Genomic DNA, 25,962 nt, shown 5'->3' with positions numbered 1-25,962 from the left:
TACGGCCCTGCCGGTGCGCCGCGACCGCCACCCACTCGTCGAGCAACGGATCGTGACGCAACTCCGACGCCCCCGGAGGCGGCGGCAGGGCGCGACCGTCGGACCCGGTCCGACAGGCGTCGTCACTTTCGTCGAAATAGATCAGCTCCCGGCCGTCGGCCAGGGCGATCGCCGTACGCGTGATCGCGCCGGCGCGGTCGGTCAGCCCCATGACTGCTCCGTCATGGAGCGGAAGGCGACCTCGAGCATGCGGTAGTGGCGCGGTCGGGTGAGCGCGAAGACGACCATCTCCGCCACGTCCTCCGGCCGCATCATGTCGGCCAGTTCCGGCATGTCGGGGGTGCGCAGACCGCGACCCATCCCGAAGTTGGTGGCCACCCCACCGGGGCAGACGTTGCAGCAGCGGATGCCGCTCGCGCGGAGTTCGTGGTCCAGGGACCGGGTGAACCCGACCGCGGCGAACTTGGTCGCCACGTAGGCGGCCTCGTCGGGCAGCCCCCGCCGGCCGGCTTCGGACGCCACGGTGATGATGTCCGCGGCGCCGCGGGCGCGCAGGTGCGGCAGCGCGGCGCGGACGGTGTGGAACAGACCGCGGACGTTGACGTCCACCATCTCGTCGAGGTCGGCCAGGGACGTGTCGGCGAAGTCGCCCCACGAGCCGACGCCGGCGTTCGCGACCACGATGTCCAGGCCGCCGAAGCGCTCGACGGTCTCGGCGACCGCCGCCTCGACCTGTGCCGCGTCCCGCACATCGCAGGACACGCTCACGCAGTCCGCGAGCCCCGGGTCGGGCGCGGTGCGCGACGCGAGGCCCAACTTGACGCCCTCCGCGGCCAACGCGTGCGCGACGGCGACGCCGATACCGCTGCTGGCCCCCGTAACAAAGGCGACCTTTCCCGCAAGGACCGTCATTTCCAGGCTCGCTCTCCACGACTCCGGCGGGCGCTGGGCCCGCCGCGACACCGGCAACTCGTACTACGGTCGGACCGCCCCGGCCCACGGCTCGACGCCCGTGCTGACCGGTTGACCGGCGTCCGCGGCGGCGTGGATCGCCAGGGCCAGCAGGTGGTCCTGGCACGCGTCGGCGAGCGGGTAGGGCGCCGGCTGCTCGCCCCGGCGCCACAGGCCGGTCCGCTCCAGGCAGGTGCCGATCGCGATTTCTTCGTCGGAGAGCCGACTACCGGGGTACGGGTTGCGGTAGAGCACCCGCCCGGCCCAGCTCAGCGTGTCGAGATCGGCCCCTTCGAGGTTGCCGTCCAACCCGGTGTGCCGGCGCACGATCGGAGCGCTGACCGGCGTGCCGTTCTCCGCGCTCCAGGTGACGTCGTTGCCGACGATCTCGCCGTGGCTGCCCCGTACGATCACGTGGCGGCGGCGCCAGGGGTTGAACCACTGCCCCTCGGTGAAGTCGTACACGCCGGTGCGGCCCGCCACCTCCAGCACCGCGAGGGTGTGGTCGGACTGCCGCACCTCCCGCGTTGCCGGCCACCCGCCCCGGTCGGGGCCTTCCAGCAGCGGACCGCCGGTGCGCACCGCGCTCACCCGCGCCGGCTCCGCGCGCACGCCGAGCAGGGTCCGCAACAACGCGGTGGCATGGTAGTCGTGCGTCCAGGACACCTGCGCGGAGGTGACCTCGCCGAGCACGCCGTCCGCGATCAGCGTCCGCAGCGCGACAACCACCGGCAGGTACGGGTGCTGTTCGGCGACCTGGACCAGGTCCCGGTCGCCGACGGCGGCCCAGAGCCGGCGCAGGCCGTCCTCATCGGGTGCCGGCGGGGTCTCCGACAGCACCGCCGTGTCGAGCGCGACCAGCGACGCCGCCACCTCGGCGTTGGCTTCCCTCGGCACCGACGTGACGACGACCTCGGGGGCACCGGCGGCGACGAGCTCCTCGACGCTGCGGTACGTCGGGATGCCCCACCGCTGTTCGAGCCGGGCGCCCACGTCGGCGCGGCGCGTCACGGCGCCGACGCACTGGAAGCGCTCCGGCACCTGGCGGGCGAGGCGGAGGTAGAAGTCGGCGCGCCAGCCATGGCCGACGATGCCGTAGCGGATGGGACCTGCGGCGGCGGACATGGCTGGCGCTCCCTTCGTACCGGTCGGATCAGGGGACGAGGACGGCGCGCGCCCGGATCTCGCCGTTCTTCAGCATCCCCAGCACCTCGTTCGCCTCGGCCAGCGGGAAGTCGGCGTGGACCGAGCGCAGTTTTCCGGCGGCGGCGAGGTTGAGGACCTCGCGCATCTGCTGCCGGTTGCCCAGCACGGAGCCGACGACGGTCCGCTCGTCGCCGATGTCGAGCAGGCCGACGTTCTGCGCGACGCCGAGGACGATCCGGCCGCCGGGCTTGACGACGCGCATCGCCTCCGCCACCGACGCGTCGGAGGGCGCGAAGACGATGGCGGCGTCCATCGCGTTGTCGGAGAGGTTGCTGCCGTCGGATCCCTTGGGGCTGAAGGACTTGACCGCGCCGAGCTCCTCGGCGACCGCCTGGTGCACTGCGCTGCGGGTCACCGCGTAGACGTCGGCGCCGGTGAGGGCGGCCATCTGGATCACCATGTGGCCCACGCCACCGATGCCGAGGACGGCGACCTTCTGCCCGGGCGTCAGGTGCGCCTTCGCCACCGAGCCGTACGCGGTGATACCGGGGCAGAACAGCGGCGCGGCCTCGGTGAAGGAGATGTTGTCCGGCAGCGGGTAGGTGTACGCCGACTCCGCCAGCATGTACTCCGCGTAGCCGCCGTCGAGGGTCTCCCCGGTGATCTGCCGCTGCCGGCACAGCTGCTCACGGCCGGAGAAGCAGTACTCGCACACGCCGCAGGTCTTCCAGATCGGCTGCACGCCGACCCGGTCGCCGACGGCGAGGTGCGTGACCGCCGAACCGACCGCGGAGACCGTGCCCGCGACCTCGTGGCCGGGGATGATGGGGAACGAGGCGGGCGTGTTGGGCAGCCAGTCGCCTTCGACCATGTGCAGGTTGGAACGGCAGACACCGCAGGCGCCAACCTTGATGACGACCTGGGTCGCCGACGGGGTGGGCTCGGCCACCTCGCGCAGCTGGAGCGGCTTGTTCTCGATCGGTCCGGCTTGTTCGAGTAGCGCTGCCTTCATTACCTGCTTCTTCCTGAACGGACGGTCATCGGGCGTTGCCCGCGGGGCGATCATGAGTGCCCGGCCCATGAGCGGACAGACCGCTCAAGGGCCGGGCGGACGGAGATGTCAGGCCGAGGGAGGGGTGATGATGCCCCGCTCGATGAGCTTCTCGATGTTGCCGGCGCGGCGCACGTCCTCGCGGGCGAGCCAGCCTTCCTGCGGAAGCTCCTCGACGTACTGGTTCTTCTCGTAGATCGGCTTCTCGTAGATCGCCGCGTACTGCTCGGTGCGCAGGTCCTTGAACCAGTTCATGACACCGTTGGCCGCGCGGGCACGCCGCAGCGCCTCGATGTCGATCACACAGCTGACGAACGAGTCGCCCGGGACCACGCCCTCCTGGCGGGTGACGACGTGGCCCTTGCTGTCCACGATCATCGACCGGCCGCCGAACAGGTCGAACATGTGCCCGTCGTCGTACATCTGCGGCCCGAGGTTCGGCGAGACCACGTAGGTCTGGTTGAACATCGCGTGGGCACGGTTCTGCAGCTCCCACATGCCCTGGCTGGTCTGCGGGTCGATCAGCGTGGCCCGGATGATGATCTCCGCGCCGTTCATCGCCAGACCGCGGGAGGTCTCCGGGTAGGCGCCCTCGTGGCAGATGATGTAGCCGATGTTGCCGATCTCGGTCTTGGCGACCGGGAACATGGCGTCCAGGACGTTGCCGTTGCCCTTCTTGGCCACCCACTCGTCGTAGATGTCGTGCGGGTTGGTGGTGCCCAGCGCGCCGCCCTCGTAGGCGTCGCTGGTGGACTTGGCCCGCTTGTAGATGACCTCGCCCTCGGGGCTGATGATGAACGCCATGTTGAACAGGTGACCCGGGAAGTCCTCGTCGGTCACGAACAGCAGCTCGGCGGCGATGTAGGTGTTGAGCTCGCGGGCCTTCGCCGCCAGCACGTCGGTCTCCGGGCCGGGCACGGTCGTGGCGAACGCCGCGTGGGCCTCCCGGTTGCCGGCCTGGAAGTTCTCCGGCATGCCCTGGATGCCCATCTCGGGCAGCACGACCAGCTTGACCGGCGCGCCCTCGGTCGCCGCGGTCCGGACCGCCATCTCCATGAAGTTACAGATGCGCTTGGCGCTTTCGACCGCGTCCTCGCGCTTCTTCATCGTCACGACGCGCGGCGAGATCGCTACCACTGCGTACGGGTCAACCACAGTCAGACTCCTTTGACTCATGCGCTGGACGGGTCACCGTCCGGCTGGTCGCTTGTGCTGGCGCCCAGTGCCGTGACCCCGTTTGGGAACTCGGAGCACAGGTAGGGCCTAAAAGATGATCAATCGGTGGCGTCCCTGGACGGACCGTCGCGGGGCCACGCGAGAGTTAGGTAATCGATGTCACGACCGGGACAACCGTAGGCAGCCCCATTATGGAATGTCAAGCGCCGAAATAAGGTGAATCATTTCGATACATACCCAAAAAGGGCAGAAGGTACCCACCGCGAAGCTCCGAGGTGGCGCGGGGCCTCGCGACGAATTTCAACGTTGATTATGTGAAATGGCCGGAGCTGCTACGCCATGCTCAGCCCCGTTGTCTCGACAGCCGGGACGATCTCGCCGGATCCACGGGGAACGAGCCGCAACGGGATCACCGTGCTGACCGGTTCGCTGCCGATACCGTCCAACCGCATAAACAGCCGTTCGACGGCGAGCCGGCCGAGCAGTTCGGGAGGCTGCTCGAGAACGGTGATCGCAGGTGACAGGACATCGGCCAGCGCGAAGTCACCGAAGGACACCATCGCGATGTCGGTGCGGCCCCGGTCGTGCAGGACCTTCACCACGCCCAGAGACGTCTCGGACCGGGCGCTGAAGATCGCCGTCGGCGGGTCGTCGAGATCCAGGAAGTCCAACGTGCGCGCCCTCGCGACGGTCGCGTCGATGCAGGCCGTCGCGATGAGCTCGGGGGCGACGGGAATGCCCGCCTCGGTGAGCGCGTCGAGATAGCCGGCGTGACGGTTACGAGAGGTCTCGATGTCCAGATCGTCACTGATGAAGGCGATCCGGCCGTGGCCGTGGCGGATCAGATGCCGCACCGCGGTCCGCGCCCCGCCCCGGTCGTCGAAGACGACGACGTCCGCCGGGTAGTTCCTGGGGTGGCGGTCGACGAAGACGACGGGCGTGGGAGTGTCGGCCAGATAGGACAGATCCGCGGCGTGCGGCGTGATGATCAGGCCGGCGACGCGACGCTGTTGCAGCGTGTCCACGATCGTCACCTCGCGGTTCGGCAGCCGTCGGTTGCTGGCGACGATCACGTTCAGCCCGCGGCGCAGTGCCGCGAGCTCGATCTCGCTGATGACGGCGGCGAAGAACGGATCGGCGATCGACTCGACAATCACGCCGATCGTGTCATCCACACCTCGCCGCAGCGACCTGGCGAGCAGGTCGACGCGGTATCCCAGTCGGACGACCGCCTCTTCGACACGCTGGCGCGTCTCCGCGGCCACGCGTGGATCCCCGTTGATGACCCGGGACGCGGTCTTGGCGCTGGTCCCGGCGGCGACCGCGACGTCACTGAGCCGCACGACCTTCTTGGTCATGACGGTCCGCTGCACGGCTGCCCGGCTGGGGTCCGTCGCGTCGACCGTGTCGCGGCGCGACGCCGGCTCCCCGTGTGCTGAGTTGAGATTGATCAAGCGGCTCACCGTCCTCTCACCCGTACGTTTCATGAGGCGAGGTACTGGTTGTCACGGGAGTTGGGTAGGAAGCAGAGCACCTGCGTCGATGACCTGAATCTTAGGATGGTTCGGCTGTGTGCGGAGCCGCACGATCGGCCCGCGGGCATCAAGCACGTCACTGCCCTCCGGCCTGTCTCAGGTGCGGAATGAGGTCCGGCCATGCGTAGTCGTCCAGGTAGTACTCCCGCACGCTGTACGTCCCGTCCATCGTGTCCTTGAGCGAGTCGGGACCCGGGAAGCCGATCACGTCCCAACCGACCCGGCCGCGGTTGCCGCCGTAGACCGGATCGCCGTAAAAACCCTGCCGGGTGTGCGCCACCAGGGCGTCGAAGAACGACAACCCGTCGTCGAACGCGTACACCTGGATCGTGGGATTCGCGCCGTCGGCGTCGCGCACCACCGGGACGGGCTTCGGCGCGCCGGAGATCCGCTCGAGGACGAAGTCCTGCTGGTCGTCGGAGAGGGATACGAAATCCGGCCCGAAACTCTGTCCGGCGATCGCGTCGAGGTCGCGCACGCCCCGGCGGTAGGTCTCCTGCATGTCGGCGATCCGGCCCCGCCAGGCGTCGGCCAGTTTCCCGCTCATCCGCAGGAATCCACTGCCGTCCGCGGCGGCGTAGACGTAGTCGATGCCCGACAGAAACCGGTCGATGAATCGGACGGCGCGCGCTTCGCGCGCCCCCGGATCGTGATCCGTCGGGATGATCCGTGTGGTCGCGGCCTCGATGGTGTCCCACTCGTGGTCCGTGAAAAAGAGCCGGTCCGCCGCGTCAGGATCCACCGGGGCGAGGACGATCGGCCAATCGGCCATTGAGGTCATTGTCTCCTCCTCAGCTCGCTGCTACCTGCTGCGGCCCGGACCGGGCCCGCGGCAACCGCTCCCGGCGACCCTTGCCGTGCACCTGGGCGATGTAGTCGGCACACCGCCACGCGTTGGCCATGATGGTCAGGGTCGGGTTCACGCCGGTCGCGGTCGGGAAGCTCGCGCCATCGAGAACGTAGAGGTTGTCGACGTCGTGCGCCTGGCACCATTCGTTGAGGACGGTGTTGGCGGGATCCGTGCCCATCCGCACGGTCCCGTGCTGGTGACAGGTGTTTCCGCTGGCGCGGCCACGCTCGAGGTACACCGGGATCGTCTTCCAGGCGCCCGCCGCCTCGAGGATCTCGACGTTCTTGTCGACCTGCCATTTCGCCAGGGCGATGTCGTTGGAGTGCGCCTTGTGCGTGATCCGCGCCGCCGGCAGCCCCCACGCGTCCTTGACGTCCGGGTCGAGGTCGACCCGGTTGGACGCGACCGGAAGGTCGTGCAGGGTGTGACCGATCTTCATCGCATGGTTGTAGAAGTCGCGGTCGGCGTCCTTGCCGGCGCTGCCCCACGCGGGCCGGCCGGGGAAGTTCCAGTTGACCGGCTGGCCGACGTGCGACGCGCCGATCAGCGCGCCACCGATGTGCCCACGGTCGTAGTCGGTCTCGTAGAACTGGAAGGAGCCGCCGCTGATGTAGTTGCCGGGGAATCCGTACAGCGGCTGCTCGTCGTTGAAGAGGCCGACCGCGAACAGGTACTCATGGAAGGTGGCGTTCCGCCCGACCTGCCCGCTGCTGTTGGCGAGGCCGTCGGGGAACTGCCGTGACTTCGACATGAGCATCAGGCGCGCCGACTCGACCGCGCCGAGGCAGAGCAGGACGAGTGTCGCGTCCTGCTCGATCTCCCGACCGAGGGCGTCGATGTACACGACGCCACGGGCGCGACCATCGGGCCCGACCGTCACCTCGCGCACGTAGCACTCGGAGCGCAGGTCGAGGTTGCCGGTCGCGAGCGCCTCCGGCACGAACGTGTCCAGCGTCGACGAGCGCATGCCGCTCGGGTCGCCGTACCCGTTCCAGAAGCTGGTCCAGTTGGACGGCGTACGCCCGCGGTACGCCTGGCTGACCAGCGCCTGCGGGATCGGCATCGCGTTGATGCCCAGCTTCTCGCACGCCTCGTAGAAACGCTTGCCGGCCCGGGTCGGTGGCAGCGGCGGTGTGGGGTACGGCGTGCTGCGGTACGGCTCGTACTTGTCCGCGCCGTCCAGACCCGCGCAGCCGAAGGCCCACTCCACCTTCGACAGGTACGGCTCGAGGTCGTCGTAGGTGATCGGCCAGTCGGCGAGACTGGCCCCCTCGATGTCACCGTGCAGCGTACGCATCATGAAGTCCGACGGGCGGGGGCGCGGCAGCCATCCCGCCCAGTGCACCGTGCCGCCGCCGACCATCTGCGGCACCATCGAGAACGGCGTCGGCACGGCCGTCTCGTTCTCCTCCGTCCGCACGGTGCGGGGATTGACCCTCGGGTCGGACCACAGGTAGGTGCGGTTCAAGAACTTGATCTCGTCGCCGGAGAAGTGCTCGCGCGACCGCAGCCACGGCCCCCGCTCCAGGCCGACCACGTTCAGTCCGGCCTCGCACAGCACCTTCGCGGCGGTGCCCCCGGACGCGCCCATCCCGACGATGACGACATCGACCGGATCCGGTTTCCTCGCGTACTCCATGCAGCTGACCTCTCAACCGGGGCGGGCCGGGGCATCCGCCCCGGCCCGCTCGCCATCTCACGCGCTCTGTACCGCCAACTTGCGGGAGCTGCGGGCCTGGTAGACCTTGTCCAGGACGACAGCAAGCACCAGGATGGTGCCCTTGATCAGGTACTGGTTGAACGATGGAACGTTCATCATGTCCAGTCCGGTGTTGATCTCGCTGACCAGGATCGCGGCCAGGACGGTGCCGAGGATCGAACCCCGGCCCCCGGCCAGACTGGTGCCACCGATCACGGCGACCATGATGACCTCGAGCTCGTAGCCGGTCGCTGCCAGCGGCGAGGCCGACGACAGGCGCCCGGTCAGGATCAGGCCGCCGAGACCCGCCAACAACCCGCTGATCGCGAACACGATCACGATCGTGCGGCGCACGTTGATTCCCGCCAGCCGCGCGTTCTCCGCGTTCCCGCCGAGAACGAACAGGCTGCGCCCGAAGGCGGTCGCCTTGAGCACGAACGCGATCAACGCGGCGAGGACGAGGAAGAGAACCGTGATGGCCGGGATCGGCCCGTAGTTGGTGAGGCCGAACCAGTCGAACAGCGGGTCGGAGAACGTGATCCCCGCCGTGTTCGAACTGCCGATCGCCCACGCGATCATCACGTAGGTGAGGCCACGCGCCACGCTCATCATGCCCAGCGTGACCGCGAACGGCGCAAGCTTCAACAGTGAGATCAGCAGCCCGCTGAGCGCGCCGAGCAGCCCCGTCACCACCAGGGCGATCAACACCGAGAGGGCGGCCGGGAGCTTGACCGGGTTGGCGGCCGTGAACGCGGTGCCGAGCAGGCCGGCGCCGATCGCGCCGCCGAGCGCCATCATCGACCCGACCGACAGGTCGATACCGCCGATGGACCCGGTGCTGATGATGACGATCGTCAAGCCCAGCCCGACGATGCCGAACATCGACGCGCCGCGCAGCAGGTTCTCGACGCTGCCGGTGGACAGGAACTCCGGCGACTGGCTGGTGAACACCGCCGCCAGTAGGGCGATCAGGACTACGAGCGCCAACTGCTGTCCCTGCAGCGGCAGGCGCCGCATGCCGGCCGCGCCCGATTCACGTTGACGCCCTGGAATCCGTGCTAGCAACGACGACATCTACCTGTTCCTGTTCTCTGCGCGGGGCAACCGATGCGGCGTCGATCTCCTCATGTCCGCCTCCGGCGCCGGGCGATCCCGTCGAGGCTGATCGCCAGCAGCAGCACCAGCCCAGTGACGACGTACTGGATCTGCGTCGAGGCCCCGAACAGGTTGAGCGCGTTCTGGATCACGCCGACGGTGAAGACACCGATGAGGCTGCCGATGACCGAGCCCCGGCCACCCACCAGGCTGGTCCCGCCGATCACGACCCCGGAGATCGCGATCAGCTCGTACCCCGTGCCGTTGACGGTGGTGGCGCTGGCGAGCCGCGACGTCAGGATGATCCCGGCCAGGCCGGCGAGGAGGCCCAGCAGCGTGTACACCATGATCTTCGTCCGCTCGACCTTCAGGCCGCTGAGCCGGGCCGCTTCCGGGTTGCCGCCGATCGCGTAGATCGCGCGGCCGACCGTCGTCCGCCGCGAGATCCACCACAGCGCGACGACGATGACCGCGAACACCCAGACCGGCGTCGGGATCCCGAACAGTGCGCCCTGCCCGATGAATGCGAAGTCGTCCGGCATGGGCTGGAAGTTGACCGGGTACCCGCCGGTGAACAGGTACAGCAGACCCTTGACGAAAATCATCGAACCGAGGGTCGCCATGAACGGCTCGATCTTCGTCTTGGTGATGATCAGACCGTTGACGAACCCGATCAGGCTGCCGACGGCGAGTCCGACGAGGACGGCGAGCGGCACCGGCAGCTTGAAGGCGGTGACGAAGTCCGAGTTGCTGGCGGAGTTGGCCACCAGCGACGCGGTGACCGCCCCGACCAGGCCGACGGTGGAGCCGACCGACAGGTCGATACCGCCAGTGATGATCACGAGGGTCATGCCCGCGGCGATGATGCCGGTGATGGCCACCACCCGGGCGATATCGAGGAAGTTGGAGAACGACAGGAACGCCGGCGAGACCAGGCTGAGGACGATCACCAGACCCACCAGCACGACGCCGCTGGCGATGTTCTCGACCTGGATGTTCAGTCGAGCCAGGCCGCGCTTCGGCGCTTCGACGACCTGCCGGTCCATCTGCGCGGTGGAGCTCACGCGTTCGACCCTTCTTTCGTTGGCTCAAGTCCCGAGGCGTACATCACGATGGCCTCCTCGCTGAAGTCCGCCCGCGCGACCTCGCCGGCGATCCGCCCCTCGTGCATGACGAGGATGCGGTCGCTCATGCCCATCACCTCGGGAAGGTCGGACGAGATCATGATGATCGTCGCGCCCTCCCCGGCGAGCTCGTTGAGCAGCCCGTGGATGGCGGCCCGGGCACCGACGTCGACGCCGCGGGTGGGCTCGTCCACGATGAGAATCCTGGAGCCCGCGAACAGCCACTTCGCCAGCACCACCTTCTGCTGGTTACCGCCGCTCAGGCGGCCGGTCTCCTGCTCGGCACGCGGCGGGTAGACCTGCAGGTCCTGAATCAGCCGCTTGGCCTCCTGCTTCTCACCGCCCCGGTTGAGCTGACCGAACCGGCTCACCTTCGACATGCAGGCAAGGCTGATGTTGTGCGCGTTGCTCATCGACAGGACCGCCCCTTGGAGCTTGCGGTCCTCGGGCACCAGGCCGATGCCGTGCCGGATGGCGGCGCCCGGCGAGTCGACCGTGACCTTCTCGCCGTTGACGAAGATCTCGCCGGCGGTGATCGGATCGGCGCCGAAGATCGCCCGGGCCAACTCGGTCCGGCCGGAGCCGACGAGGCCCGCGATGCCGAGAATCTCGCCCTGGTGGGCGGCCAGGCTGACGTCGTTGAGCTTCACGGTCGACAGGCCCGATACGCGGAGCGTCTCGCGCCCCCGCTCGTGCTCGGTCTTCGGGAAGAGCTCGGAGAGCTCCCGCCCCACCATCATCGTGGCGAGCGAGTGGGAGGAGGTCGTCCTGGCGTCGACGGTGCTCACGATCTTGCCGTCGCGCAGGATGGTGGCCCGGTCGCAGATCTCGGCGACCTCGTGCAGCCGGTGCGAGACGTAGACGACGGAGACGCCGTCGGCCTTCAACGCCCGCATCAGGGTGAACAGCCGCTCGATCTCCGCCTCGGTGAGCGATGCCGTCGGCTCGTCCATGGTGATGATCCGGGCGTTCATCGAGAGCGCCTTGGCGATCTCGACCAGTTCCTGCTCGGCCGTGCCGAGGCGGCCGACGATCGTACGCGGATCGATCTTCACCGCGAGCCGCTCGAGGATCTCCCCCGCCTGCTTGTAGCAGGCCGCCCAGTCGACCAGCCAGGGTGCGCCCTTGCGCCGGGGCAGCCGCCCGAGGAAGACGTTCTCGGCGACGGTGAGGTACGGCAGGACACTCAGTTCCTGGTGGATGAACGCCAGGCCCGCGTCCTGCGCCTGCTTCGGCCCGGCGAACTCGGCCGGCTCGCCGTCGATGTGGATCGAACCGGCGTCGCGCTCGATCACCCCATTGAGGATGTTCAGCAGCGTCGACTTGCCGGCGCCGTTCTCGCCCAGCAGCCCCAGGACCTCGCCACGTCCGACCGAGAGGTCGACGCCGTGGAGCACCTGGACGTTGCCGTACGACTTGGTTATGCCCTCCATACGCAGGAGGGGCTGTGGAGTCGATGAAGCGACCATGGCACGCCCCCTTTCTCGTACTCCCGTTAGCGATCGGCCGGTAAGGGGCCCTTTCCGCTCACCGCGGGTCGGCGGTGAGCGGAAAGGGCAGATTCCGCAACGAAAATCCGGTCTATTACCAGCCGACAAACATCGGGTCGTTCATGTTGCTGGGGTCGACGCCGAAGAAGTCCGGCTTCACCCACGGCATGCCCTCGTGCTCGACGAGAGCGGCCTTGCGACCCTCGAACTCCTGGTTCGCCAAGTCGGGCTTCTCGCCCTTGAGCTGCTGGGCCATCAGCCGGGTGCCGATGACGCCTTCGTCCTTGGGGAAGAAGATGCCGTCGTAGTCGATGCCGCCCTTGCGCAGAATGTCCAGGGCGTTCTTGTCACCGTCACAGCTGATGATCTTGAGGCTGTCCCGGCGACCGGTGTTGTTGATCGCCTGGATGCCGCCGAACAGCATCTCGTCGGCCATGTAGTAGATGGCGTCGAGCTGGCCCTTGGGGAAGCGCTGGAGGATGGCTTCGGTCACCTGCTGACCACCACTGCGGGTGAAGTTGCCGTCCGCCTTGTAGACCACCTCGATGCCCGGGTTCTGGGCGATCACCTTGTAGAACGCACCACCCCGGTCGACCGTGGAGCCGGCCCCCGCGGTGCCCTCGACGACCGCGATCTTGCCCTTGCCGTTCAGCGCCTTGACAACCTGCTCGCCGCCGACGGTGCCGGACTTGACCATGTCCCAGCTGACCAGGAAGTCCCACTTGATACCGGAGCCCTTGGTCTCCATCCGCCGGTCGACGATCGCGAACGGCACCTTCGCCGCGTTGACCTTCTTCACCGCCGGAATCATCGGGTCGGAGACCGCGGGCGTCAGGATGATCCCGTCGACCTTCTGCGCCAGGAAGTTGTTGATCTGCTGCGTCTGGATTGCCGGGTCGTTCTTGCCGTCCGCGAGGATGACCTTCACGCCCTGCTTGGCGGCTTCCTCCTTGACCCCTTCCATCATCAACTGATAGACGGGGTGGTCGAAGTAGGCCACCGACCAGCCGATCGTGATCTCCTTGTCGGAGCCGCCGCCCGCCTTCGTCCCGGAGGCGCAGGCCCCCACGAGCAAGGCAGAGGCCGCGACGAGGGCCAAAGACGCGCGTCGCGTCGCCTTCGCGCCGAGAACTCGCATATGCGTACGTCCCTTTCGCTTCCGAGGTATCGCGTTGTGCAGGGAATGGCCTGCTGGCCGTTGATGAGTGCGCCGCGCGAGCACTCCCGGCAGAGCCGGGAGGTCGGCGGTGAAAGCCTGCTGAATCCGTCACCGGGATAGGCCGTGGAGGGGCTTTTCGACCAGCGTCGGTCCGGTGTCTGCTGTACGGATGACGCGCGTGCGGTCGCGTCGGAAACCGGGAAGGTAATCGATGTCACGACCGTGTGCGAACAAGTTAGGGAGCGTTAACCCGCATGTCAACCCTCTTCCAGACTCGGCGCTTACGGTGGCTTGGTATCGCCACGACGTCCGCGCATCGGCACAGCGTCAGGGGTGAATCTGGCGACCTGAGCAGGAAGAATACTTATCTTCCCGCTCGGGTTGCCGATGGGGCGCACGCCAAGCGACGGTCGCCGCCCGGAGGCCGGAACAGGCGCGTCAGTTGCCGCTCCTGCTGCGGATCCCGGACATCGAGACGGCGCGGGGGGCTGGACGGACCGCGGATCAGCGTGGCGTCCGACCGTCCGGACCGGCTTGTCTGCCTGGTCCGATGCCCTCCGAACTCGTCATCGTGAGCCGTAGGTAATCGATGTCACATGGTGGTTAGAACGTAGACACGCGCCCGAAACATGTCAAGAGGCCGGGCGGCACGGATCCTGACCGCTGTCGCGGTCCGATTCCGCCGGTCCGCCGAAGACCTCAGGGGCGAGTCTCCACCATCGAGCTGTCCCCCTCGCTGAGCAGGGACAACATCCGCTGCACGACCTCGGAAACGCCGGCGCGCGCGGGCGCGAGGTACTTGCGCGGGTCGACCAGGCTCGGCTCCGCCAGGGTCTCCCGTACCGCCGCGGTGAAGGCCACGTTGAGGATCGTTCCGATGTTCACCTTCACGATGCCGGCCGCCACCGCACCGCGCAGGTCCTGGTCCGCCACACCGGAGGAGCCGTGCAGCACCAGCGGCACGGGGACCGCGTCACGCAGCCGGGTGATGAGCTCGTGGTCCAGCCGGGCCGTCCGGGTGGTCATCGCGTGCGAACTGCCGACCGCGACGGCGAGGGAGTCCACGCCGGTGGCGGCGACGAACGCCGCCGCCTCGCCCGGGTCGGTACGCACGCCCGGTGCGTGCGCACCGTCCTTGCCACCCACCTTGCCCAGCTCCGCTTCCAGGTGCAGCCCTCGGGCGTGCGCCCACTCGGCGGCGGCCCGCGTCGCGGCGACGTTGGCGTCGTAGTCCAGATGCGACGCGTCGAACATGACCGAGCTCATCCCCGCGTCGGCCACCTGGTGCAGCAGCGCCGTGTCCTCGACGTGGTCGAGGTGCAGCGAGACCGGCACCGCGGCCTGCGCGGCGAGCGCCGCCGCGGCGGCGGCGAGGGGGGCGAGCTGGCCGCGATGGAACTTCACCGCGTTCTCGCTGATCTGCAGGATCACCGGCGCGCCGGCCTGCTCCGCGCCCGCCACAATGCCTTCGGCGTGCTCGAGGGTGATGACGTTGAACGCGCCGACTCCGACCCGCCGGGCGCGCGCCTCATCGATGATGGCCTGGGTGGTGACTAGCGGCATCTGCTGCCTCCGGGATGGGGGCCGGATCCGACCGGCGCGGGTGACGACAGGCGCGGACGATGAGACCCGGTGGGGAACCCCGACTCGTCGCGCTCTTGACAGAACTCCAACGAAACGCAACGCTATCCACCGAAACGCAACGGTGCAATGGTTAGCAGGTCGAGGAGACGTCATGATCCCGTTGCTCGTCGGCTTGGACGTCGGGACCACCAGCAGCAAGGCGGTGGTCTTCACCGCAGCCGGTCAGCCGGTCGCCCAGGGTCGCTCCGTGACTCCGTGGACCACCACCGCGCACGGCGCCGAGATGGACCCGGCCGCCGTACTCGACTCCGCGCGCGAGGCGCTGGCGAATGCCATGGCCGAGGCACCGGACGGCACGGTCATGGCGGTCGGGGTCACCAGCATGGGCGAGTCCGGCGTGCTGCTGGACGCACGGGGCGCGCCGCTCGGGCCCGTCATCGCCTGGCACGACACCCGCGACCGCGCGGAGGTCGACGACCTCGAGGCGACCGTGGGCGCCGACCGCTTCTCCCGACACACCGGCCTGCCGCTGCGCGGGCAGTGGTCGCTGACCAAGCACCGGTGGCTGCTCACCCACCACCCGCAGCTGCGCGACGCGACCCGCCGGCTCAACATCGCCGAATGGGTCGTCCGCGGGCTGGGCGGGGAGGAGTCGGCCGAGCAGTCGCTCGCCTCGCGCACCGGCTGGCTGGAGTTGAGCACGCGCAGCTGGTGGCCGGACGCCCTGGAATGGTCGGGAGCGGCGCGCTCGCTGATGCCCGAGCTCGTCACCGCCGGCACCCCGTTGGGCCGGGTCACCGCCGCAACCGGCCTCCCCCGCCTGACCGGCGCGGTCCTGACCGTCGCCGGCCACGACCACCAGGCGGCGACCATCGGCGCCGGCGCCTCCGGACCGGGCGACGAGCTGGACTCGTGCGGGACCGCCGAGGCACTGATCCGCACCGTCCCCATCGGACTCGACGCGGCCTCGGTCGCGAAACTCGCCAACGCCGGCATCACCGTGGGCTGGCACGTGCTGGCCGACCGGTGGTGCCTGCTCGGCGGCACCCAGGGCGGACTGGCCCTCCAGCGGATCCTGACGCTGCTCGGGCGCACGTCGCAGCAACTGCCCGACCTCGACCGCGAAGCGCTCACCCGCGACACACCCCGGGTGACGGTCAGCGGAGTAGACGACGAGACGCTGAGCATCTCGGGTCTCGGCAGCGGAGTGGACCCCGCCGACCTGTGGCGTGCCGCGCTCGAGGCCGTCACCGCGCAGGCCGCGTACGTCCACTCGGCCATGTCCGCGGTCGCCGGAGAGCACCAGTCGCTGGTGGTCACCGGCGGATGGTCGCGCAGCCAGGCGCTGCTCGCGGTGAAGCGCCGCGTCCTCGGTCCGCTGCGCAACCGCGGCGAAATCGAGGCCGGCACCCGCGGCGCGGCGCTGCTGGCCGGCATGGCGGCCGATCTCTACGCCACGACGGCCGATTTCCCGGCGCTCGATTGACACCGCCCGCCTCCATTGGCCGGTTCGCCGCTGCGCCTGGCCGTTCCGGTTCATCGTGAATCATCATCTCGGAAGCGGTCCGGTGGCGAACCCGGCGATGACGAAGGAGTAGATGGCATGAGCACGACGTGCGGCCCCGGCGGCGAGTCGACCCGGCCCGCCGCCGACGACCCCTCCGGTCGCCGCCTCACCCATCGCAACGCACCCCGTCGTCGCCGCGTCACGCACGAGGCAGGGAGCGCGTCGTGACCGCCACCGTTCCGCCACCCGACAACTCCGGCGACGCGCGCCGCGCGCCCTACGCCGCCGAACGCAAGCAAGCGATCATGACGGAGCTGCGGATGGCGGGACGGGTCGACGCGGCTGAGGTCGCGGCCCGGCTCAACGTCACGAAGGAGACGGTCCGCAAGGACCTGATCGACCTGGAACGACAGGGGCTGCTGCGCCGCGTACACGGCGGCGCCGTCCCGGTCGGCCAACTCTCGTACGAACCGGCCGTCGCCACCCGCACGTACTACTCCGAGGAGAAGACGCGCATCGCCGCCGCGGCGCTGGCCCACCTGCCCGCGGCGGGCACGGTCCTGATCGACGCCGGCTCGACCACCGCACGGCTCGTCGAGATGTTTCCGACCGACCGGGAACTGACCGTCTACACCAACACGCTTCCGGTCGCCCTCGCCCTGGTCGACCGGCCATTGCTCACCGTCGTCACCCTCGGCGGTCGGGTCCGCCCGCTGACCCTGGCGGAGGTCGACGACTGGGCCGCCCGCGCGCTGACCGAGATCAACGTGGACGTCGCGTTCCTCGGCGCCAACGCCATCTCCGTGGAGCGGGGCCTGACCACCCCCGACCCGGCCGAGGCCGCCATCAAGCGGCTCATGCTCGCCAGCGCGCGCCGGCGCATCCTGCTCGCCGACCACAGCAAGGTCGGCGGCGTGAGCCTGTGCAAACACGCCGACCTGTCCGACATCGACCTGCTCATTACCGACACGGGCCTGCCCGCTGCCGACCTGAACGCGCTCCGGGCCGCTGGCCTGGAGGTGGAGCTGACATGATCATTACCCTCACACCCAATCCCAGCGTCGACCGGACCGTCTTCATCGACGCGCTCCCGCGCGGCACCGTCATCCGCAGCAGCCGCAGCCGCAGCGAGCCCAGCGGCAAGGGCGTCAACGTGGCACTGGCCCTGCGCGCCCACCACCACGACGTCGTCGCCGTCCTGCCGGTCGGCGGCGCGGTCGGCACACAGCTCGTGGAGATGCTCCGCGCCACCGACGTCGCCCATCTCACCGTGCCGATCGCCGGCGACATCCGCAGCAACATCAGCCTCGTCGAACCGGACGGCACCGTCACGAAGGTCAACGAGCGCGGGCCCGCCCTCGACGGCGGCGAAGTGGAGGCGCTGATCGCCGCGACGCTCAAGGACACCCACAACGTGACCTGGCTGGCCGCCTGCGGCAGCCTCCCGGCGGGTGTGCCCACGGATCTCTACGCGCGGCTCACCCTCGACGCCCGCCGCAGCGGCGTCCGCACCGCCATCGACAGCTCCGGCCCGGCCCTGCGTGCCGCCCTCGCCGCCGGTCCCGACCTCGTCAAGCCCAACGCCCACGAACTGGCCGAGGTCGTCGGCCGTGACCTGCAGACCGTCGGGGACGTCGTCGACGCCGCCCAACTGCTCCGCGCGCAGGGCGCCCACGCCGTGCTGGCCAGCCTCGGCCCCGACGGGGCGGTGCTCCTCGACGACCAGGGCGCACTGCACGCCGAGGCGCCCGTGCCGAACGTGGTCAGCGCCGTCGGCGCCGGCGACGCGCTGCTCGCCGGCTTCCTGGCGGCGGGGGGCAGCGGCCGCGACGCGCTGCGGAGCGCCATCACCTGGGCCGCGGCGGCCGTCCAGCACGAAGGGACGCTCTTCTCCGGCGCCGACCCCGACTGCACGGTCACCATCCACGAGGAGGTCTCGCGGAACCGTCGGCTCGCCGAGCCGGTCACGCACGGGAAATGACAGAGTCAGGCTCCACACCCTGTCCGGTGCTGCGCGGCATTGGTTCGTCGCGGGGGTGATCGAGGGGTCGGGCCGATGGCAGGCTGACCTGCATGACGAGCAGCCATGCCGTGTTCGCGGTGTGCCCCGACCTCACCGATGACGAACTCAACGAATTGTTCACCGCTTCGTGGCCCGGCCATACATCGACGTCCTTCGCACCGATGATGGCCCGCAGTATCGCCTGGATCGCCGCGCTTCGAGGACGTCGGCTGGTCGGGTTCGTGAATGTCGCCGGTGACGGCGGAGCGCACGCCTTCATCCTGGACACCACCGTCCATCCGGATGAGCGTCGGCGGGGGGCCTGGGCTACGGCTGGTCCGCGCTGCCGCCGAGGAAGCACGAACGCGCGGAGCCCGGTGGCTGCACGTCGACTATGAGCCCCACCTCGAGTCCTTCTATGCGCAGTGCGGGTTCCGGCCCACCGCTGCGGGTCTCATGCGACTCGTCCCTTACGACTAATCGGCGAAGGCACCAATATCTACAACCGCGACCTCGGCCACACACTGAGACAGCATCGTCGAGCAGGAGGCTCTCCGTCGCCCCTTAGCGCGCGTCACCGTGCTGCACCCCCAGCGGACACGCCCTAGCGCTGTGCCACCGATGCCATCGCGGCCTGCCGGGTGGCGACCAGCAGTTCGGGTCGGAAACCGCACACCTGCAAGGTGAACAGCGTCGAACTGCCTTGCGGGGCAACGATGCGGGCCAACGCGCCCCCTTTCTCCTGCCGGCCGACGAGCCGGTCGATCAACCGGACGCCCGCACTGTCCAGAAAGGACACCGTGGCGAGGTCCACGATCAGGGCCGCCGTCGCCTCCGTCTGCCGCAGGATCTCCGTCTCGATCCGATCGGCGACCGCGATGTCGACATCGCCGTCCAGCTTGGCCACGTAACCGCCCGGAACGACGAGCACCGTCACCTGTGCCATGGTCACGCAACAGCCTCCGATGTGAGCCGCCGCCGCATGGTCACGACAGTGCCGACGCCACGCTCGACGGAAACCCCATCCATCAACGCCTTCATCAACGCCAGTCCACGGCCACGGTCGGTCGTCGCAGCCGGGCTCCGCCAGGATCCCCGGTCGCGCACAATGAGTTCGACCACCCCGTCGGCCACCCGGGCCCGCACCGACACCACCCCGATACGGTCGTCGCGGTACCCGTGCTCGACCGCGTTGGCGGCCGCTTCCGAGCAGACCAACAGCAGCGCGTCGCGCTCGTCGGCGCTCAGGGCGAGGGTGGCGAGCCACGCCCGGAAGTCGTCGCGCAGATTCTTCAACCGGGTCATGTCCGCGGCTATCTCGCGTTCGAACTGCGGCTCGACACCGAACCCGACGCACAGCAGACACACGTCATCACGATGTTGCACGTCGACCATCGTCTCGGCCAGATCGGAGAGCAACCCTCCCTGCGGAGCCCGGGAGCGTCGCCCTGCCTCCTCGGCCAGGCGTGCCATCTCCAGGTCGAGCCCGCGTCCACGGCGCTCCACCAGGCCGTCCGTGTACAGCAGCAGCCGCGACCCCGGGCTCAGTTGCACCTCATCCTCCGTCCGCGCCTTCATCCCCGCGAACGCCGCCAGCGGCGCGGACCGTCCACCCCAGAGGAACCGCTTGCTGCCATCGGGCTCGATCAGCAGCGGCGGCAGATGCCCCGCGCAGGAGTAACGCAGACGTCCGGTCGACAGATCCAGTTCGCCGTAGGCGACCGTGGCCATGCGGCCGGCCTCGAACCGGTCGACAAATCGGTCGAGCCGCTGCAGCAGGCTCGCCGGAGCCGGCTCGGTCGCCGCGAGGGCACGGATCGCACTGCGCACCTGCCCCATCGCGCTGGCGGCCGCGATGCCCCGGCCGACGACGTCCCCGATCACCACCGCGATCTTGTCGGGCCCGACCGGGAACACGTCGTACCAGTCGCCGCCGACCTCCAGGTCCTCACCGGCGGGCCGGTAGTAGCTGGTGACGGCAACGCGCGGATCGCGTGGCGGCTCCCCGGCGAGCAGACCGCGCTGCAGCAGGTGCCCGTTCTCCCGCTCCTGGTCGTAGAGGCGGCCGTTCTCGAGGGCGAGACCGGCCGCCTCGGCCAGTTCGGTGAGGAAACCCAGCAGGTCGCGGTCAGGTCGGGATCGGCCGAGGCCCAGTACGAGCACACCGACGACCCGACCGCGCGCCCGCAGCGGGAGAGCCGTCTCGGTGATCTCGTCGGTGGCGGACGCGGCGACCTGCGGTGTGCCCTCGGACAGCGCCAGCGCGACGTGCTCGCCGGGCTGGTCATCCGGATCCGCCCGTGTGGTTGCGGCCGCCTCGACCGCATGGCTCATGGTGCTCGTCGACACGGTGACGAGTTGCCGGTCGGCGAGCAACGCGACTCTGGCCCGCTCGGCGATCGCCGGCACCAGGCGCGCCACCAGTCGGTCGGCTCGCTGCCGCAGGCCGGGTGCTTCGTCCATGCGGCGGCTCAGGGCAGCGATGAACTCCGCCCGCTGCTGGCGTTCCAGCGCCTCGGCATGCAGTCGGACCCGTTCCAGCGCCTGCGCGCACTGAGCGGCGACGGTCCGCAGGAAATCGCGCTCTTCCGCGGCGAACGAGTGCTCGGCCGGCCGGTCCAACAGCAGAACGCCGAGCGACCGGGTGCCGCTACGCAGCGGAAGCACCGCCAGCGCACCGAACCGGTCCTCCGGCGGCAGATCGACCAGCCCGGGCAGCGCGGCGCCATGCTCCTCCGGCAGGTCGAAGAACGCGCCGTTCGACGCCGGCCACGACAAAGCCGGTGCCAGGTCGCCGGCGTCGCGCCGCCACGACCCCAGAACGGCTGGTGACACACCCGACGCCGCGGCGACCACCGGACCGACGGCGCCAGCGAGCACGAAGACGATCCGCTCGAAGTGCAGCGTGGCGGCAATCCGATCAACCGCGACACGCGCCACCTGCGCGGCATCCAGCGGAGCGGCCAGGGCCCCGGTGATCAGTTGCAGCGTCTCGGCCCGGTGTCGCAGCCGGCTCTCCGCTTCGAAGAGCGCGGCCCGCTGTAGCGCCTGTCCGGCTTGACGACCGAGTGTGCGCAGCAGTTGGAGGTCGTCGTCGTCGATCGCATGGGTCTGGTCGAACGAGAAGGACACCGCGCCGAGTGCCTGCTGCCCCACGGAAAGAGGTACGAACACCACGGCCTCACGTGCGGCGCCCACCATCAGCTCGGCGATCAGCGGGTACTGCTGCCGGGTCGCTTCGACGGAACCGAGCAGGACGATCTCATTGCGCCGGACAGCCTGCGTGTGTGGCATCGCGGCGTCGCGGGGCGCGCGCAGCAGCAGCGGATGGGGCGGCGTGCCCCCGGCGATCCGGACCAGCGTCGATCCGTCCTCAGCCAGCAGCCACAGCGTGCTGGCGACCGCCCGTACGGCTCGGCGCGCTTTGTCGACCAGGACCTCACTGACATCCATGCTGGTGGCCGCTGGCGTGAAGTCCGATACGAGCTGCTGCAACACCGCCAGGCGCTCCTCGGAACGCTCTGCGGTCCGCCGGGCGGCGAGCAGTTCACGCTCGTAGGCGCGACGCGACGTGGCGTCGAAGACAGTTGTACGGATGGTGACCGGCGCGCCGGACGCGTCGACCCGCAGAACCGAGTTGACCAGCGCCGGCAAGCGGGAACCGTCGTGCCGGATCAGTTCGACCGCGATCTCTCGGACCGCCCCCTGCATGGTGAGCAGCGGGCTGTAGTGGGTCTCGTAGTAGATGCGCCCACCGACGCTCAGCAGGCTCTGGAAGGTGCGGCGACCGACGATCTCGTCACGGTCGTAGCCGAGCCAGTCGAGCAGGGTGCGATTGATCTTGACGATCGTGCCGTCCGGACGGGTCGACAGGTAGCCGCACGGGGCATGTTCGTACAGTTCCTCGGCACTGTCGTCGACCGGTTCGGTGAGCTGTTCGTCAGGCTCATCGGGCACGTCCGCGATCACGACGCCCGCAGGAATGTCTTCATCACCGCGACGGTCTCTTCGGGCGCGCTGAGGTTGGGACAGTGCCCCGTCGCCTTGAGCACGACCAGTTCGCTGCCCGCGATCTGACGATGCACGTACTCGCCGACGGAGAGCGGTGCGATCACGTCATTCGAGCACTGCATGATCAATGTGGGCACGGAGACCTTTGGCAGGTCGGCACGGTTGTCCGACGTGAAGGTGAGCTGGGCGAATTGCCGGGCCACCCTCGGGTCGGTGCGGCAGAAGCTGTTGGTGAGTTCCTCGGCCAACTCCGGCTGGTCCGCGTTACCCATGATCACCGGCGCCATCGCCCGCGACCAGCCCAGGTAGTTGCTGTCCAGCGCGTCCAGCAGTTCGTCGATCTCCGCGCGGGCAAAGCCACCGACGTAGCTCTCCGCCGGGTCGTCGACGTACCGGGGCGATGGACCGATCATCACCAGATTGGCGAAGCGCTCCGGCTCGCGCAGCACCGCGAGGACGGCGATCATGGCGCTGACCGAGTGCGCGACGAACGTCACGTCACGAAGGTCGAGTTCGTGCACGATGTCGAGCACGTCCGCCGCGTAGGCGTCCAGGGACGAGTAGGAGGCGACAGAGTACGCGCTGAGGTCCGACCGCCCGTACCCGACATGATCGAACAGGACGATCTGGTGCGTATCGGCGAACGCGGGCGCCACGAAACGCCACATGCTCTGATCACATCCGAAGCCATGGGCAAACAGCAGCGGCCGGCCTCCAGCGAGGCCGGATACTGTTACGCCATTTTTCGCCACGGATCCCACAGCACCAAACAATAACGTCCTTATCGGCGTGAGCCACCAGCCGTGAACGCGGCAGCGGCCGGACAGGCCGCCGCGGGTCGGGCTCATCGCCCGCCGACCCAGCCGGACACGCTCGTCACAACACGATGCGCGAGTGGGCGGAGCAGGAACAATCCGATCCCGGCGACGGCGCTGCCGACAGCGACGGCGACCATCACCGGCGTATAGGTGCCGGTCGCGGCGTAGAGGACCGCCGCGGCCAGCGGTGTGACGGCCTTGGCCATGGTCGCCGGCAGGGCGAGGGCGCCGGCAAGGGTGGCGTACACGGCGGTGTCGTAGCGCTCGGCGAGCAGCGCCGGCCGGGCGATGGTCGCCACACCGAATCCCAGACCGAACACCACGACGCAGACGGCCGCGCCCGTACGGGTCTGGCCGACAAGCGGGAGAACGGCGACGGCGACGGCCTGCAGCGCGAACACGACGGCCGTGACGGTGGCTGTGGCATAGCGGCGGCCCAGCCCGGTGGTGGCCAGGCGTCCGGTGACGGAGAGGACGCCGAGGAGGCCGGCGATCGCGGCGGCGAACGCGGCGGGGTGGCCGAGCGTGCGCAGGTAGGTGACGAGGTGCACGGCGATGACGGCGACGGCGGCGGAGTGGGCGACGAACGCGGCGGTGAGCAGCCAGAAGCCACGGTCACGCAGCGCGGTCCGCAGTGCGACGGCACGGGCGACGCTGCCCGGGTGGCCCGCCTCGGTGCGATCGCGCGGTTCGGCCCGGGATAGCGCGAAGGCGTGCAGCGGAATCGTGCCGGCGCCGTGTATCACGGCCAGCACGACGAGCGCGTCCCGCCAGCACAGCCGCGTCTCGAGGAGACCTGTCAGCGGGAGGAAGATGCTGCTGGCGAACCCCGCGACAATGGTCACGGCAAGCAGCGCCGCCGGCCGGCCACGGGCGGTGAACCGGGCGACGATGATCGCGAACGCCGATTCGTAGAGGACCATCGCCGAGGCCAGGCCGATGAGCGCGAACACCGCGTACAGGGCGGCGACGGTCTCCACCTGCGACCACGCGAGCAGGGCGAGGGTGCCGAGGATCGAGCCCGTGGTCATCAGCCCGCGTCCGCCGTGTCGGTCCAGCCACCGGCCGACGGGGACGGCGGCGAGCGCGGCGACGAGCACGGAGACGGTAGCCGCGCCGGTGACCATGGTGGTGCTGGTGTGCAGGTCGGCGGCGATCGGGGTCAGGAACACGGCGAAGGCGTAGTACAGGACGCCGTAGCCGATGGTCTGGGTGATCGCGAGCGCGCCGACCAACCGGCGTCCGGTGGTGATGGGGCCGTGGCCGCCGCGCTCGGTGGAGGCGGCGGCCACGGCCTGGGTACCGGTCACCTCGTCAGCTGCCGCAGCAGCCGCCGGCCTTATCGCCCTCGGGCTCTCCGCCGACGCTGACCAGGGTCAGCGGCGCGGCGAGCAGCCCCCCGGCGATGCCGGTCGCGAGGCCGCGACCGGCAGATTCAACGGCCGGGGCCGATCCGCAGCAGCCCCCGCCCGCCTGCTCCTGCTCACCGTCGGCGAACGCGAGGTCGCTGGAGCAGACCCCGGTCTCGGGCAGGTCGAGCTGCACGTCGCGGGCAGCGGTCCAGTCACCGGCGAGCGCGGCGACCACGGAGCGCACCTGCTCGTAGCCGGTGGCCATCAGGAACGTGGGTGCCCGCCCGTAGCTCTTCATGCCGACGGCGTAGTAGCCGGGCTCGGGGTGGGACAGTTCGTCGACGCCGTGCGGCGGCACGGTGCCGCAGGAGTGCGCGTTCGGGTCGATCAGCGGCGCCAGCGTGCGGGTGGCCCCGAGGACCGGATCCAGGTCGAGACGGAGCTCGGCGCCGATGCTGTGGTCGGGGCGGAAGCCGGTGGCCGACACGATCCGGTCCACCGTCACGGTGCGCTCGGCGCCCGCGGCGTCCCGGCTGACCACCTCGACGCCGCCATTCGCCGCTCGGACGGCGTGCACGGAGAAGCTGGTGAGCAGGGTGATCCGACCGGAGTCGACGTGCGCGCGCAGTCGCGACCCGAGTGCGCCGCGGGCGGGCAGCGCGTCGGCGTCTCCCCCGCCGTACGCGCGGGTGGCGTTGCCCGCGCGGACCGCCCAGGTGACCGCGGTCTCCGGCTCCTGCTCGGCGAGCGCGGCGAGGGACAGCAGCGTGTTCGCGGCCGAATGACCCGCGCCGACGACCAGCACCCGGACACCGGCGAAGCGGTCGCGGTCGGCGCCGAGGACGTCGGGGAGCGCGTGCTCGACCCGGTCCGTCGCCGCGGCCTCGCCGTGCGCGGGCAGGCCGCCCGCGCCGAGCACGTTCGGCGTACGCCAGGTGCCGGAGACGTCGATCACCGCCCGCGCGAGCAACTCCTCGCCGTCGGCGAGCCGGATCACGAACGGGGCGTCCCCGCGTCCACGTGAGCGCACCCGGTCGATGCCGAGCCGGCCGAGCGCGGTCACCCGGGCGTCGTAGCGCACGTGTGTGGCGATGGCGCGCAGCTTCGCCAGCGGCTCCAGGTATGCGTCGACGAGCTGGCCACCGGTCGGCAGCCGCTCCGGGTCGGGGGCGTCCCAGCCGGCGGCCTCGAGCAGCCGGCGCGCGGCGGCGTCGATGTTGTAGCGCCACGGGCTGAACAGCCCGACGTGCCCCCACTGACGCACCGCGGCGGCGGTCTCGGAGCCGGCCTCCAGGACGACGAAGGCCATGTCACGCTCGGCCAGGTGGGCGGCAGCGGCGAGCCCGACCGGCCCGGCGCCGATCACGGCCACCGGCAGCTCTTCCAGACGGATGGTCATCCCATCTCCCGTT

Annotated in this window: 22 protein-coding genes and 1 pseudogene; 5 read left to right on the top strand and 18 right to left on the bottom strand. The window is 69.7% G+C overall.

All coding sequences use genetic code 11. The features are described 5' to 3' along the window. The 13 genes and pseudogenes from AB0J06_RS05840 to AB0J06_RS05780 form a co-directional block, all read right to left on the bottom strand. Positions 1-184, bottom strand: a pseudogene (locus AB0J06_RS05840) (galactose-1-phosphate uridylyltransferase); the annotation flags it as partial. A gap of 17 nt (positions 185-201) precedes the next feature. Further along, positions 202-912, bottom strand: coding sequence for an SDR family oxidoreductase (locus AB0J06_RS05835; protein WP_357425055.1), 711 nt, complete (start codon positions 910-912; stop codon positions 202-204). 63 nt (positions 913-975) lie between these two features. Continuing rightward, the gene (locus AB0J06_RS05830; protein ID WP_357425053.1) at positions 976-2,076 is read right to left on the bottom strand and encodes a Gfo/Idh/MocA family oxidoreductase; all 1,101 of its coding nucleotides are present in this window, start codon (positions 2,074-2,076) and stop codon (positions 976-978) included. Between the two features lie 28 nt (positions 2,077-2,104). Next, complete coding sequence (locus tag AB0J06_RS05825) at positions 2,105-3,109, bottom strand: alcohol dehydrogenase catalytic domain-containing protein (protein ID WP_357425051.1); 1,005 nt, start codon at positions 3,107-3,109, stop codon at positions 2,105-2,107. 108 nt (positions 3,110-3,217) lie between these two features. Beyond that, positions 3,218-4,303 (bottom strand): nitrilase-related carbon-nitrogen hydrolase, encoded by a 1,086-nt coding sequence (locus tag AB0J06_RS05820; protein ID WP_357425049.1) that lies wholly within the window; start codon positions 4,301-4,303, stop codon positions 3,218-3,220. A gap of 353 nt (positions 4,304-4,656) precedes the next feature. Next, the gene (locus AB0J06_RS05815) at positions 4,657-5,787 is read right to left on the bottom strand and encodes a LacI family DNA-binding transcriptional regulator (RefSeq protein ID WP_357425047.1); all 1,131 of its coding nucleotides are present in this window, start codon (positions 5,785-5,787) and stop codon (positions 4,657-4,659) included. Positions 5,788-5,935: 148 nt separating this feature from the next. Further along, positions 5,936-6,631, bottom strand: coding sequence for a gluconate 2-dehydrogenase subunit 3 family protein (locus AB0J06_RS05810; RefSeq protein ID WP_357425045.1), 696 nt, complete (start codon positions 6,629-6,631; stop codon positions 5,936-5,938). A gap of 19 nt (positions 6,632-6,650) precedes the next feature. Continuing rightward, on the bottom strand, positions 6,651-8,348 hold the full coding sequence (locus AB0J06_RS05805) for a GMC family oxidoreductase (RefSeq protein ID WP_357425043.1): 1,698 nt from the start codon (positions 8,346-8,348) through the stop codon (positions 6,651-6,653). Between the two features lie 57 nt (positions 8,349-8,405). Next, positions 8,406-9,425 (bottom strand): ABC transporter permease, encoded by a 1,020-nt coding sequence (locus AB0J06_RS05800; protein ID WP_357425041.1) that lies wholly within the window; start codon positions 9,423-9,425, stop codon positions 8,406-8,408. A gap of 107 nt (positions 9,426-9,532) precedes the next feature. Next, positions 9,533-10,567 carry an ABC transporter permease gene (locus AB0J06_RS05795; protein WP_357425039.1) on the bottom strand — a complete coding sequence of 345 codons (1,035 nt, stop codon included), beginning with the start codon at positions 10,565-10,567 and terminating at the stop codon, positions 9,533-9,535. Then, entirely contained in the window at positions 10,564-12,060 is a 1,497-nt protein-coding gene (locus AB0J06_RS05790; protein ID WP_357425037.1) for a sugar ABC transporter ATP-binding protein, read from the bottom strand. Before AB0J06_RS05790 ends, AB0J06_RS05795 begins: the two co-directional genes overlap by 4 nt. Before the next feature lie 151 nt (positions 12,061-12,211). After that, complete coding sequence (locus AB0J06_RS05785) at positions 12,212-13,255, bottom strand: substrate-binding domain-containing protein (protein ID WP_357425035.1); 1,044 nt, start codon at positions 13,253-13,255, stop codon at positions 12,212-12,214. A gap of 720 nt (positions 13,256-13,975) precedes the next feature. Beyond that, a complete protein-coding gene (locus tag AB0J06_RS05780; RefSeq protein WP_357425033.1) occupies positions 13,976-14,839 on the bottom strand; it encodes a class II fructose-bisphosphate aldolase in 864 nt (287 codons plus the stop codon). Positions 14,840-15,011: 172 nt separating this feature from the next. On the opposite strand from AB0J06_RS05780, the gene AB0J06_RS05775 reads away from it, so the two are divergent. From AB0J06_RS05775 to AB0J06_RS05755, 5 genes are all read left to right on the top strand, one after another. Further along, positions 15,012-16,346, top strand: a complete 1,335-nt coding sequence (locus tag AB0J06_RS05775; protein ID WP_357425031.1) for an FGGY family carbohydrate kinase — start codon at positions 15,012-15,014, stop codon at positions 16,344-16,346. A gap of 117 nt (positions 16,347-16,463) precedes the next feature. Continuing rightward, positions 16,464-16,595, top strand: a complete 132-nt coding sequence (locus tag AB0J06_RS05770; RefSeq protein WP_357425029.1) for a hypothetical protein — start codon at positions 16,464-16,466, stop codon at positions 16,593-16,595. Further along, the gene (locus tag AB0J06_RS05765) at positions 16,592-17,401 is read left to right on the top strand and encodes a DeoR/GlpR family DNA-binding transcription regulator (RefSeq protein WP_357425027.1); all 810 of its coding nucleotides are present in this window, start codon (positions 16,592-16,594) and stop codon (positions 17,399-17,401) included. The genes AB0J06_RS05770 and AB0J06_RS05765 overlap by 4 nt, the downstream gene beginning before the upstream one ends. Next, the gene (pfkB, locus tag AB0J06_RS05760) at positions 17,398-18,348 is read left to right on the top strand and encodes a 1-phosphofructokinase (protein ID WP_357425025.1); all 951 of its coding nucleotides are present in this window, start codon (positions 17,398-17,400) and stop codon (positions 18,346-18,348) included. The genes AB0J06_RS05765 and pfkB overlap by 4 nt, the downstream gene beginning before the upstream one ends. Before the next feature lie 92 nt (positions 18,349-18,440). After that, the gene (locus tag AB0J06_RS05755; protein ID WP_357425023.1) at positions 18,441-18,767 is read left to right on the top strand and encodes a GNAT family N-acetyltransferase; all 327 of its coding nucleotides are present in this window, start codon (positions 18,441-18,443) and stop codon (positions 18,765-18,767) included. 206 nt (positions 18,768-18,973) lie between these two features. On the opposite strand, the gene AB0J06_RS05750 is transcribed toward AB0J06_RS05755, so the two are convergent. From AB0J06_RS05750 to AB0J06_RS05730, 5 genes are read right to left on the bottom strand one after another with little or no spacing between them, the layout of a single operon-like run. After that, a complete protein-coding gene (locus AB0J06_RS05750; protein ID WP_357425077.1) occupies positions 18,974-19,315 on the bottom strand; it encodes an STAS domain-containing protein in 342 nt (113 codons plus the stop codon). Positions 19,316-19,317: 2 nt separating this feature from the next. Further along, on the bottom strand, positions 19,318-22,326 hold the full coding sequence (locus tag AB0J06_RS05745) for a SpoIIE family protein phosphatase (RefSeq protein WP_357425021.1): 3,009 nt from the start codon (positions 22,324-22,326) through the stop codon (positions 19,318-19,320). Positions 22,327-22,334: 8 nt separating this feature from the next. Continuing rightward, positions 22,335-23,228 (bottom strand): alpha/beta hydrolase, encoded by an 894-nt coding sequence (locus tag AB0J06_RS05740; protein ID WP_357425019.1) that lies wholly within the window; start codon positions 23,226-23,228, stop codon positions 22,335-22,337. Beyond that, positions 23,225-24,508 carry an MFS transporter gene (locus AB0J06_RS05735; RefSeq protein ID WP_357425017.1) on the bottom strand — a complete coding sequence of 428 codons (1,284 nt, stop codon included), beginning with the start codon at positions 24,506-24,508 and terminating at the stop codon, positions 23,225-23,227. The genes AB0J06_RS05740 and AB0J06_RS05735 overlap by 4 nt, the downstream gene beginning before the upstream one ends. 4 nt (positions 24,509-24,512) lie before the next feature. Next, the gene (locus tag AB0J06_RS05730) at positions 24,513-25,949 is read right to left on the bottom strand and encodes an NAD(P)-binding domain-containing protein (protein ID WP_357425015.1); all 1,437 of its coding nucleotides are present in this window, start codon (positions 25,947-25,949) and stop codon (positions 24,513-24,515) included. Positions 25,950-25,962 lie beyond the last annotated feature (13 nt).

Origin of the sequence: Micromonospora sp. NPDC049679 (assembly GCF_040659735.1) — a bacterium.
Lineage (GTDB): Bacteria > Actinomycetota > Actinomycetes > Mycobacteriales > Micromonosporaceae > Micromonospora_I.
The sequence above is the reverse complement of the archived record's forward strand: the minus strand, read 5'-3'. Positions and strand labels throughout refer to the sequence as shown.